At 72.9% G+C, this 11,212-nt stretch carries 12 protein-coding genes; 6 read left to right on the plus strand and 6 right to left on the minus strand.

Annotation, left to right across the window (positions count from 1 at the left end; genetic code table 11):
• Window positions 1-92: 92 nt before the first annotated feature.
• Window positions 93-710 carry a LysE family translocator gene (locus OG417_RS42480; protein WP_329241569.1) on the plus strand — a complete coding sequence of 206 codons (618 nt, stop codon included), beginning with the start codon at window positions 93-95 and terminating at the stop codon, window positions 708-710.
• 66 nt (window positions 711-776) lie between these two features.
• Here OG417_RS42480 and OG417_RS42485 read toward each other — a convergent pair whose 3' ends face one another.
• From OG417_RS42485 to OG417_RS42495, 3 genes are all read right to left on the minus strand, one after another.
• Entirely contained in the window at window positions 777-1,622 is an 846-nt protein-coding gene (locus OG417_RS42485) for a PHP domain-containing protein (RefSeq protein WP_329241571.1), read from the minus strand.
• 4 nt (window positions 1,623-1,626) lie between these two features.
• Entirely contained in the window at window positions 1,627-2,244 is a 618-nt protein-coding gene (locus OG417_RS42490; RefSeq protein WP_329241574.1) for a DUF6758 family protein, read from the minus strand.
• A gap of 62 nt (window positions 2,245-2,306) precedes the next feature.
• Window positions 2,307-3,245 carry an HpcH/HpaI aldolase/citrate lyase family protein gene (locus tag OG417_RS42495; RefSeq protein ID WP_329241576.1) on the minus strand — a complete coding sequence of 313 codons (939 nt, stop codon included), beginning with the start codon at window positions 3,243-3,245 and terminating at the stop codon, window positions 2,307-2,309.
• A 36-nt stretch (window positions 3,246-3,281) separates the two neighbouring features.
• Between OG417_RS42495 and OG417_RS42500 the strand changes: the two genes are divergently transcribed.
• A complete protein-coding gene (locus OG417_RS42500; RefSeq protein WP_329241579.1) occupies window positions 3,282-3,800 on the plus strand; it encodes a hypothetical protein in 519 nt (172 codons plus the stop codon).
• A 20-nt stretch (window positions 3,801-3,820) separates the two neighbouring features.
• Here the strand turns inward: OG417_RS42500 and OG417_RS42505 are convergent, their stop codons facing one another.
• Window positions 3,821-4,741 (minus strand): RNA polymerase sigma-70 factor, encoded by a 921-nt coding sequence (locus OG417_RS42505; protein ID WP_442875609.1) that lies wholly within the window; start codon window positions 4,739-4,741, stop codon window positions 3,821-3,823.
• A gap of 131 nt (window positions 4,742-4,872) precedes the next feature.
• Here OG417_RS42505 and OG417_RS42510 point away from each other — a divergent pair, with 131 nt between their 5' ends.
• The 4 genes from OG417_RS42510 to OG417_RS42525 all read left to right on the plus strand — a co-directional run bounded on the left by OG417_RS42510 (window position 4,873) and on the right by OG417_RS42525 (window position 8,800).
• On the plus strand, window positions 4,873-6,225 hold the full coding sequence (locus OG417_RS42510) for a magnesium transporter MgtE N-terminal domain-containing protein (RefSeq protein ID WP_329241584.1): 1,353 nt from the start codon (window positions 4,873-4,875) through the stop codon (window positions 6,223-6,225).
• 2 nt (window positions 6,226-6,227) lie between these two features.
• Entirely contained in the window at window positions 6,228-6,746 is a 519-nt protein-coding gene (locus OG417_RS42515) for a DUF1003 domain-containing protein (RefSeq protein ID WP_329241586.1), read from the plus strand.
• A gap of 56 nt (window positions 6,747-6,802) precedes the next feature.
• Window positions 6,803-7,939 carry an Mrp/NBP35 family ATP-binding protein gene (locus OG417_RS42520; RefSeq protein ID WP_329241589.1) on the plus strand — a complete coding sequence of 379 codons (1,137 nt, stop codon included), beginning with the start codon at window positions 6,803-6,805 and terminating at the stop codon, window positions 7,937-7,939.
• A gap of 228 nt (window positions 7,940-8,167) precedes the next feature.
• Window positions 8,168-8,800, plus strand: a complete 633-nt coding sequence (locus tag OG417_RS42525; protein ID WP_329241591.1) for a glycoside hydrolase family 16 protein — start codon at window positions 8,168-8,170, stop codon at window positions 8,798-8,800.
• 144 nt (window positions 8,801-8,944) lie between these two features.
• Here the strand turns inward: OG417_RS42525 and OG417_RS42530 are convergent, their stop codons facing one another.
• Together OG417_RS42530 and OG417_RS42535 are read right to left on the minus strand one after the other, a co-directional pair.
• Window positions 8,945-9,274: a sec-independent translocase gene (locus tag OG417_RS42530; protein WP_329241593.1), complete on the minus strand. Its 330-nt coding sequence runs from the start codon at window positions 9,272-9,274 to the stop codon at window positions 8,945-8,947.
• 274 nt (window positions 9,275-9,548) lie between these two features.
• A complete protein-coding gene (locus OG417_RS42535; protein WP_329241596.1) occupies window positions 9,549-11,129 on the minus strand; it encodes a S1C family serine protease in 1,581 nt (526 codons plus the stop codon).
• Window positions 11,130-11,212: the final 83 nt, after the last annotated feature.

Here is an 11,212-nt window from a genome sequence, read left to right on the forward strand (position 1 = left end):
GCGGCGCGGCCGGGCCGATCGGCCCGGCTGCGCCGCACTGTTCTAGCATCGGGCCACGTGATGACGGCGCGACCGCTCCGCGAGCTCAGGTGATGTTCGAGGTCCTCTGGCTCGGCGTGCTCCTCGGCACCGGTGCGGCGCTCTCCGTCGGCCCGATCTTCGTCACGATTCTCAATGAGGCCGCGACACGCGGCTTCGCGCCGGCGTTCCGCGTCATCCTCGGCTCGGCGACCGCCGACGCGCTCCTGCTCGTGCCGGCGCTGGCGTTCGCGTGGGTGATCGCCGCCGTGGCGCGGGCGGAGTTCTGGGTGGGTCTCGTGGGGGCGTGCGTCTTCGCCTTCCTCGCGGTCCAGGCGGCGCGGGAGGCGTGGCGCCTGTGGCGCCGGGGCGCGGTGCCGGCGGCGCGCGGCCAGGCCTTCTGGAAGGGCGTGACCGCGAACCTGGCCAACCCGCTGACCTGGACCTTCTGGCTGGCCACCGGCACGCCGACGATGCTGCGCGCCCAGCACCTCGCGGGCGACGCGGGGATGGTGGTGTTCACCGCGTGCTGGTTCGGCGTGGCCTCGGGTCTGGAGGCGGTCATCGCCCTGGCCGTGGCGCGTTCGGGCCGCCGCGTCGGCCGGCGGGGGCAGGGCGCCTTCACCGGCCTGTCCGCGCTGCTCTTCGCGGCCCTCGCCGCGATGATGCTGACCCGCGCCGTACACGCGTGACGTCGCTCACCCGACATCCCGGGGCCACTCCCGTGCCCACCCGGGGTCCCGGGGCCGTGCCCGTGCTCACCGGACGTCCGGTGCCGCTCCCGTGGCCTGGGCGCACAGTGCCTCGTACGCCTCCGGGGCCGTGGTCTCGCAGCCCAGCCGGTGGCCGGTCAGCTCGCCGTGGTCGTCGCTCGCGCCCGTGACGAAGAGGTTCAGGTCGGACGCCAGCGCCCGCAGGGCCGCGCGGTCGGCCGGGGCGTGGTCGGGATGGTCGGTCTCCACCCCCGCCAGACCGGCGCCGGCCAGACCGGCGATCGCCTCGTCGGGGACCCCGTAGCCCCGCCGCCCCGCTCGCGGGTGGGCCAGCACGGGCACGCCGCCCGCCGCGCGCACGAGCCGCACCGCACGGACCGGGTCCAGGGCGTACCGGTCGACGTACGCCCGCCCGCCCGCGCCGATCCATTCAGGGGTGAAGGCGTCCTCCACGGTCGCCACGACGCCCGCCTCGACCAGGGCGCGGGCGATGTGGGGGCGGCCGGGCACGGAGTCGCCGGTGATCCGCGCCACCCGTTCCCAGGTGACCGGCGCGCCCAGCTCGCCGAGCCGCCGGACCATGCCGCGCGCCCGGTGCGCGCGGTCGTCGCGGATGCGCTCGCGTTCGGCCGCGAGACGCGGCTCGCCGGCGTCGAACAGGTAGGCCAGAAGGTGGACGCTGTGACCGCCCAGCCGGCACGACAGCTCCATGCCGCGGACCAGCGTCATGCCGGGCGGCAGCGCCCGCGCCGCCTCGGCGTGGCCCGCCACGGTGTCGTGGTCGGTCAGCGCAAGGACGCCGACGCCCGCGTCGTGCGCACGACGTACGACGTCGGCGGGGGGCTGGGTGCCGTCGGAGACGGCGCTGTGGGTGTGGAGGTCGATGATCACACCATCACGCTAGCCGGGGGCAGGCGGCGCCGTACGGCAGGTCGAGGGGCGCCTCGCGCAGGTCTCGCAGGTTGAGTTGCTCGACCATGAGGACGCCGGCGGACTCGGGCCACAGCACCGCCCAGAGCCAGTTCGCGAGGGCCTCGCCCGCGTACGCCGCCGTCTTCTCCGTGCCCAGGGCCCACATGGACACGGGACGGCCGTCGATCTCGACCTTGGCGTTCGGCGCCGAGACCCCGAACCCGTGACCGGGATCGGGTCCGTTCAGGCCCGCGTACGAGGCGCCCAGACCCACGCCGGGCTCCTCGGCGACGAGCACGAGATCGGCCGGACCGCCGATCGGCGAGGGACCGGACAGCGCCACGGCCACCGCGACGGCTCCACTGCGGTCGTCACCGGCCTCGGCGAACCCGGTCACGAGCCACCCCGTGGGCGGCGGCCAGGGCACCCAGACCGGCACGCGGGTCCGCGAGCGCACGGCCTCCAGCGCCTCCGGGCAGGGGCGCATCGGCGGCCGCAGCGGCGGGACCTCGCCGTGCACGAGGCAGGTCCACGCGCTCGACCACGCGCTGGGCGGAACCAGGGACCTGCGGCACCGCGGGCACGTGGGCGGGGTCCTCATGGTTACTCACAGTCGCCCCTGCACGGAGGAACGTCAAGCTCTCCACCTGGGCGATCGTCGGCTCAGGCCGGCGGACCGTCACTCCGGGTGCGCTCCATGCCCGCCGCGCGGCCCTTGGCGGCGATCACGAGGGCCATCTTGCGCGACGCCTCGTCGATCATCTCGTCGCCGAGCATCGCCGCGCCCCTCCCCTGGACACGCGTCGCGTGGTCGTAGGCGTCGAGGATCAGCTCGGCGCGGTCGTAGTCCTCCTGCGACGGGGAGTAGACCGCGTTGCCGGCCTCGATCTGGGCCGGGTGCAGCACCCACTTGCCGTCGAAGCCCAGCGCGGCGCTCCGCCGTGCCGCCCGGATGAAGGCCTCGACGTCGCGGACGCCGAAGTACGGCCCGTCGATCGCCTGGAGGTCGTGCGCACGGGCGGCGAGCAGGATGCGCATGAGGATGAAGTGGTAGGCGTCGCCCTCGGTGTATCCGGGCGGCTGCTCCCCGACCACCAGGGTCTTCATGTTGATCGAGGCCATCAGGTCGCCGGGCCCGAACACCAGCGCCTCCAGGCGCCGCGAGGAGCCGGCGATCTCCTCGACGCGGGTCAGCCCGCGCGCGTCCTCGATCTGGGCCTCGATGCCGATGCGGCCGACCGGCAGCCCCGACGCCTGCTCGACCTGGGTGAGCAGCAGGTCCAGCCAGACCACGTGGTCCGGGGAGCTCGCCTTGGGCAGCATGACGCAGTCGAGGTTCGCCCCCGCGCCCTCGACGACCTCGATCACGTCCCGGTAGGCGTACGGGGTGGTCACGTCGTTGACCCGTACGACGCGGACCCGGTCGCCCCAGCCGCCGGCGTTCAGCGCCGCGACGACGTTGGCCCGTGCCTCCTCCTTGGCCTGCGGCGCGACCGCGTCCTCCAGGTCGAGGAAGAACTCGTCGGCGGGGAGCTCCCGCGCCTTCTCGATGAAGCGCGGATTGCTGGCGGGCACCGCGAGCGTCGTCCGGCGAGAGCGCATGCACCGGATGGTATCCACCCGTGGGACACTGCGAGCGTGGACATCGTCGCGCTGGTCGAGGAGGCCACCAAGAAGTCGGGCATGCTGTGGCTGGCGCTGCCCGACCTGCCCTACCCCCGCGCCGCCTGGCACGTCTGGCACGCGTACGGCGACCAGAGCGCCGCGTACGTCGTCACCGGCGGCATCGAGCAGCCGCTGCCCGGGCTGCCGGAGGCCGAGCGCGTCACCGTGACGGTCCGCAGCAAGGATAAGGGCGGCCGCCTGGTCTCCTGGATCGCGGCCGTGGAGCAGGTGGAGCCGGGCTCGGAGGAGTGGGAGGCCGTGGTGCCCCTGCTCGCCAAGGACCGTCTCAACGCCCCCGACGGCGAGCACCAGACCGAACGCTGGGCCAAGGAGGCGTTCGTCATCCGCCTCACCCCGACCGGCGAGGTCGCCGAGGCGCCCGGCAGCATGCCCGATGACTACGCCGCCGTACGACCGGCACCCAGCCCGGCCACGACCACCGGCCACGCCCCGTTCATGGTCGGCGCCCGGCGCCGCCGCCCCGACCGGTAGTCAGGCGCCCCGGCCGGCGGTCAGGGCCTGAGGGACAGGACGCGGCGCTCGGCGATCGTCTCCAGCTTGTCCGGGTTGGCGATCAGGTGCAGGGCGGTGACCCTGCCGTCCACGACCTCGGCGGTCATCGTGCTCAGCACCATGCCGCCGCCGCGGATGACCACCCCCGCCGTGCCGTTGACGTCGGCGATCTCCGCCCGCATGTCCTCGGGAGCCACGCCGTCGTACGAGCGCTGCCCGATGCCGGCGAGGAAGCGCGCCACGACCTCGGCGCCCACGAGCGGGCGGCGCGGCGCGAGGCGCTTGCCGCCGCCGTCGGGGACGAGCACGACGTCCGGCGCCAGCACGCCGAGCAGCCGCTCGATGTCGCCGCCGAGCGCCGCGGACAGGAACTCCTCGGTGACGCGGCGCTGCTCCGCCCGGTCGGCGGCGAAGCGCGGCCGCCGCTCCGTGACGTGCCGGCGGGCCCGGACCGCCACCTGCCGGACGCTCGCCTCGGACCGGTCGAGCGCACTCGCGATCTCCGCGTGGGAGAACGCGAACACCTCCCGCAGGACGAACACCGCCCGCTCCAGGGGCGACAGCGTCTCCAGCACGACCAGCATGGCCAGCGAGACGGAGTCGGCCAGCTCGACGTCGGCGGCGGCGTCGGGCGCCGTGAGCACCGGCTCGGGCAGCCACGGGCCGACGTAGGACTCGCGCCGCGAGCGCTCGGATCGGAGCCGGTCGATCGCGGTGTTGGTGACCGTACGGACGAGGTAGGCCCGGGGGTCCTCCACGTTCGTGCGGTCGGCGCCGGACCAGCGCAGCCAGGCGTCCTGCACGATGTCCTCCGCGTCGGCGACCGAGCCCAGCATGCGGTACGCCACGGAGAAGAGCAGCCCGCGGTACGTCTCGTAGACCTCGGTGAGGTCGCTGGTATCCCCGGTCACGTCCCCCATCGTGCCATCCCCGGCCGCGGGGGTGATAGGAGCCCGCGCGGACAGGGACTGCGCTACTGCGCGGCCCTATCCGCATGGGCTCTAGGTCACGCTTTACCGCTGGAGAGGACTGGCCTCGGTAGCCTTCGAGCATGACCGCAACGCCATCGCGGGTGTTCGTCGCGCGCCTGGCCGGGATCGCGGTGTTCGACCCCGCCGGAGACCAGATCGGCCGCGTGCGCGACGTCGTCGTCATGATGCGGCCCGCGCCGCGCGCGCCACGCGTGCTCGGGCTCGTGGTCGAGGTCCCCCCGCACCGTCTGGTCTTCCTGCCGATCACCCGGGTCACCAACATCGACGCCGGCGCGGTGATCTTCGATGGCCGGATCAACATGCGCCGGTTCCAAAAGCGCGGCTCCGAGACGCTCGCGCTCGGCGAGATGCTCGACCGCAGGGCGGAGCTGGCCGACAGCGGGGGCGAACAGGTCGTCGTCTTCGACCTGGGCATGGAGCAGAGCCGTACGCGCGACTGGCTGATCACCAAGGTCGCGGTGCGGCGGACGGGCGGCACCGGGCACGGGCACCGCTGGGCCGGCGGAGGGCGCGGCGCCGCGCGGCTGGGCCTACGCCGGCGGCACGGCGAGACGCTCGTGGTCGACTGGGGCGCGATCAGCGGCCTGCGGGTGACCGAGGAGGGGCAGGGCGCGGCCAACCTGATCGCGGCGTTCGAGCGGATGCGCGCCCCCGACCTGGCGAACGTCGTCCACGAGCTGTCCGCGAAACGCCGCGCCGAGGTGGCCGCCGCGCTCGACGACCGGCGCCTGGCCGACGTGCTCGAAGAGCTGCCCGAGGACGATCAGGTGGAGATCCTCGGCAAGCTCGACGTCGACCGCGCCGCGGACGTCCTGGAGGAGATGGGACCCGATGACGCGGCCGACCTGCTGGGCGAGCTGCCCTCGGACCAGCGCGAGCAGCTGCTGGCGCTGATGCAGCCGGAGGACGCCGCGCCGCTGCGCCGGCTGCTGACCTACGCCGACGACAGCGCGGGCGGCATGATGACCACCGAACCGGTGATCGTCTCCCCGGACGCCACGGTCGCCGAGGCGCTCGCGCAGATCCGCAACCCCGACCTGAACCCGGCGCTGGCCGCCCAGGTGTACGTCTGCCGGCCGCCGAACGAGACCCCGACCGGCCGCTACCTCGGCACGGTGCACTTCCAGCGGCTGCTGCGCGAGCCGCCGCCCACGCTCGTCAGCGCGATCTGCGACACCGAGCTGGACCCGCTGCGGCCCGAACTCCAGCTGGAGACGGTCTCCAGCTACCTGGCGACCTACAACCTCGTCTCCGTGCCGATCGTGGACGAGAACGGCCGGCTGCTCGGCGCCGTGACGGTCGACGACGTGCTCGACCATCTCCTGCCGGACGACTGGCGCGAGAGCGGGATGGAGAGCGACCCCGGCACCGGCGTGGACGCCGAAGAAGAGGCCCTGCGCGGAAAGGAGTGACAATGAGCACTGGCCTGGAAAGGGCGCGCGACCAGCGCCGCCTCGGCCGCCTCGACCAGCCTCGGGACATCCGCCGTCAGCTGATGCCGCGGCTCTACTACGACCCCGAGGCGTTCGGGCAGTTCTCCGAGAACATCGCGCGGTTCCTCGGCACCGCCCGGTTCCTCGTCTACATGACCTTCTTCGTCGTCGTGTGGTTCGGCTGGAACATGCTCGTGCCCGGCGGCCTGCGGTTCGACCCGTACCCGTTCATCTTCCTGACCCTCATGCTGTCGCTCCAGGCGTCGTACGCCGCGCCGCTGATCCTGCTGGCCCAGAACCGCCAGGACTACCGCGACCGCGTGCAGTACGAGGGCGACCGGGCCCGGCACGAGCGCAACGTGTCCGACACCGAGTACCTCACGCGCGAGGTGGCCAGCCTGCGCATGGCGATGAACGAGGTCGCCACCCGCGACTGGATCCGCGACGAGCTCCAGCACCTGCTCAAGGAGCTGGAGAGCCGCCGTGAGGAGCCGAGGTGACGCAGATCCCGCCGCGTCGGTTCGCCCGCCCCTTGCGTGCTCAATAAGATGGCGGTATGGCCTCCCCCACGATCGAGCAGGTGAACACCGCGCTCGCCACGGTGAACGACCCGGAGATCCGGCGTCCGATCACCGAACTGGACATGATCAAGGGCGTCGACATCACGCCCGAGGGCCGCGTGAAGGTGGGCGTGTTCCTGACCGTCGCCGGCTGTCCCCTGCGCGACACGATCACGCGTGACGTCACCGCCGCCGTCTCCAAGATCCCTGGTGTCGCCGGGGTGCAGGTCGACCTCGACGTGATGAGCGAAGAACAACGCCAGGCCCTCCAGCAGAAGCTCCGGGGCGGTCAGGCGGCCAAGGAGATCCCGTTCGCCAAGCCGACCTCGCTGACCCGTGTCTACGCGGTGGCGAGCGGCAAGGGCGGCGTCGGCAAGTCCTCGGTGACGGTCAACCTCGCCGCGGCGATGGCGGCCCAGGGCCGCAAGGTCGGCGTGGTCGACGCCGACATCTACGGCCACTCGGTGCCCCGCATGCTCGGCGTCACCGGCCGTCCCACCCAGGTCGAGCAGATGATCATGCCGCCCAACTCCCACGGCGTGAAGGTCATCTCCATCGGCATGTTCACCGAGGGCAACTCCCCCGTCGTGTGGCGCGGGCCGATGCTCCACCGGGCGCTGCAGCAGTTCCTGGCCGACGTCTACTGGGGCGACCTCGACGTCCTCCTCATGGACCTGCCGCCCGGCACCGGCGACATCGCGATCTCGGTGGCCCAGCTGCTGCCGTCCGCGGAGATCCTCGTCGTGACCACGCCGCAGCAGGCCGCCGCCGAGGTGGCCGAGCGTGCGGGCGCGATCTCCGCGCAGACCCACCAGACGGTCGCCGGCGTCATCGAGAACATGTCCTACCTGCCCTGCCCGCACTGCGGCGAGCCGGTCGACGTGTTCGGCTCCGGCGGCGGCCAGACCGTGGCCGACGCGCTCACCCGCACGCTCGGCACGTCCGTGCCGCTGCTCGGCCAGGTGCCGATCGACGTACGCCTGCGCGAGGGCGGCGACCAGGGCCGTCCGATCGTGCTGGACGACCCGGACGCGCCCGCCTCCAAGGAGCTGCGCGGCATCGCCGACAAGATCTCCGGACGCGCCAAGAGCCTGCGCGGACGGCAGCTTGGCCTCAGCCCGAATCGGGGTTGAACAACCTGAGGGCGTGTTCACGCTTGACGGGCGGTGCCCACGTGATTACGTGGGTGTATGGCATTCGACGGGGTCATACGGGGGACGGCGCTGGCCGCGGCTCTGACGGTCGCGGCCTGCGCCTCGGTCGGTTGTAGCGGGCACTCCGCGCGCTTAACGACGCCGCAGAGCAGGCACGCCGCTCAGGCCGAGGCGCCGGACGGCGCCTCGAAGGCCTGGGGCGCGCCGGTGCTGTGGGACGACTTCGGCGGCACCGCGCTCGACATGCGCAAGTGGCAGGTGTACTCGGCGCCCGACGCCTCGAGCCACCGCGGCGTCGCCGCCGGCACCCACGTCTCGGGTGGGGTCCTCAACCTCGTGGGCGGGGTCTACGGCGGCCGGGACCAGGGCGCCGGCGTCATCTCCCGCCTCTCCCAGACCTACGGCCGCTGGGAGGCCCGCATCCGCGCCGACCGGGGCAACGGCTACTCCGCGACGGCGTTCCTGTGGCCGGTGCACATGGGCGACCCGGAGTACGCCGAGATCGACTTCGCCGAGATCCTGTCGGGCAGCCGCAAGAGCGGCGGCCTGTTCATCCACCACGGGGCCGACGACCGGCAGGTGCAGCGCACCACCCACGCCGACTTCACCAAGTGGCACACCGTGGGCGTCGACTGGCTGCCCGGCCACGTGACGTTCTGGATGGACGGCAAGAAGACCTGGGCCTACAGCGGGTCGTTCGTCCCCCGGCAGGCGGGGATGCAGCTCTACCTGCGCAACGAGATGCGCGAGGGGTTCCACCGCACGCCGAGGACGCCGAAGCGGATCGCCATGCAGGTCGACTGGATCCGGGTCTACCGCGCTCCCAACGGAGCCCGGTGACGCGCCGTCCGGGCCTGTCTCAGAGTCCCCGTCCGTAGCGAGCGGCGTCCAGACGGCGCGTCGCACGCAGTCGGCCTGGGTTCGGGCGGGCGATACGGCGAGGCGCCGCGCAGGAGGACAGCGGGGCGTTGGGACGCGCCCTGGTCAGGTCGCCTCCGGGTCGTACGGCGGGCGCTCGCCGAAGGGCAGCAGCGGCTCCTCGGCCGGGGCCGGCCCCGGCTGATCGAGGTCGTCCAGGTCCTCCAGGAGGTGCTTGCGGACGAAGCGGCGCGGGTTGAGGTCGGCCGGGTCGAAGTCGGCGAACTCCGGGCCGAGGCCCTCGCGCAGGTCGTCTCTGGCGCTGTTGGCCATGGCGCGCAACTGGCGCAGCGCGCGGCCCGCCTGCGAGGCCACCTTCGGCAGCTGGTCGGGGCCGAAGATGATCAAGGCGAGAACGACGAGGAGAAGCGCCTCACCGAGTCCTACGTCGAACACGCGTCCTCCACCTGATGACCCCGCGGCCTCCCTGCTGAGGCCGCGGGTCCCAGCTTAACCGGGCGTTCCGCCCGCGTCTGCCGCGCGGGACCGCTAGTGGATCTCCACGGGAGGCCAGGAGCGGCAACGGCCGGTATCCGGTGCGGAGCGCAGCGGATACCGGTCAGTCACCCGCACCCGGCGTGAGCTCGGCCGTCGACCGCTGCGAACCGCAGGTGCAGGCGACCCGGACCCCGTCGCCCGGCGACTCGGCCCGGATCACGGCGCACACCGGTCAGTTGCCCGCGCCCAGCGTGAGCTCGGTCGTCGACCGCTGCGAACCACGGGTGTAGCCGACCTGGACGCGGTCGCCCGGCGACTTGGCGCGGATCGCCATGATCAGCTCGTCCGAGCCGGAGATCGTTTTGCCGTCGAACGTGGTGATGATGTCACCGGCCTTCAGCCCGGCCTTCTCCGCCGGCCCGCCGGGGGTGACGGTGCCGCCCTTGCAGGACTGGGCGCCGTCCGTGGCGATGCGGGCGCCGCCGCCCTGGTAGGACATGTCGATGCAGGCGCCGATCACCGCGTGGGTGGCCTTGCCGTTGTTGATCAGCTGCTCGGCGACCTTCTTGACCTGGTTGCTCGGGATGGCGAACCCCAGCCCGATACTGCCGCTCTGCTGCTTGTCGCTGCCGAGCGACTGGCTGCCGAGCGTGGCGATCGCGGAGTTGACGCCGATGACCTGGCCCTTGGAGTCGACGAGCGGGCCGCCGGAGTTGCCCGGGTTGATCGCCGCGTCCGTCTGAACCGCGTTGATGAACGAGGACTCACCACCCTCGCCGCTGGTGCTCACGGGACGGTTGAGGGCGCTGACGATGCCGGTCGTGACGGTGCCGGCCAGGCCGAGCGGAGAGCCGATCGCGATGACCGGGTCGCCGACCGCCAGGTCGTCGGAGTTGCCGAGCGTGAGGGCCTTGCGGCCGCCGAGCGTGCCCGGCTTGATCACGGCGATGTCGGAGGTCGCGTCGTGGCCGACGATGGACGCGGTCGTGGTCTTGCCGTCGTTGAAGACGACCTGCATGTTGCCGCCGCTGACGGCCGGCGCGACGACGTGGTTGTTGGTCACGATGTAGCCGCCGTTGACGACGAAGCCGGTGCCCGCTCCGCCCTCGGTGCCGTTCGTCACCTTGATCATCACGACGCTCGGCACCAGCCGCTGGGCGATGCCGGCGACCGAGCCGGGGTCGCGGTTCTTGGCGCCGGTCGTGGAGGTCTTGCCGCCGCCCAGGTCGACGGTGCCGCTCTGGTCACCGGTCGCCAGCACGCCGACACCGGCGCCGAGCGCCCCGGCCAGCAGGGCGATGACGATGGAGACGACCACGAAGAGGCTCGTGGACGGGCCGCGGCGCGTGCCCGGCTCCGGGGCGGGGATGGGCGCCCAGTTGGGGCCCGGCTGCGCGGGATAGCCGCCGTTCGGCGGCTGCGGGGGACGAGGTTGCTGCTGGGTGTTCCAGCCGGCGTACGCGGGCGCCGCTTGACGCTGCTGGTCGTACGGCGACTCGTAGTGGTGCGGCGAGAAGGACGGGCGCTGCTGCCCGGGCACGTCGTTCTGCGGCGGCGCGCCGTACGGCGAGCGCGGTCCGGGGTCGGGCGGTGCCATGCCCGGCGGCCCATTCTGCGTTCCGTTCTGCGACCCGACCTGCATTCCGTTCTGCGGCCCGACCTGCGGCCCGTTCTGTGGTCCGCCCTGCGGCCGACCGGAGACGAGCGGCTGGTCCGTCGGGATCTGGGGACCCGTGGAGTTCCCCGGCTCGAACTCTGTCGTGCGCCGGTCGTCCTGCGGCGGACCCCCGGGCGCGCGGTTGTCTTCCGTCATCACCTGACTCCTTGCCGACCGCGCATGGACCTGTCGTCGTCTCCCCTACTATGGCGCGCGAGCTGTGTGGCGAGCATAAGCGA

The sequence above is a fragment of the Actinoallomurus sp. NBC_01490 genome, from assembly GCF_036227085.1.
In the GTDB taxonomy this organism is placed as follows: Bacteria; Actinomycetota; Actinomycetes; order Streptosporangiales; family Streptosporangiaceae; genus Actinoallomurus; species Actinoallomurus oryzae.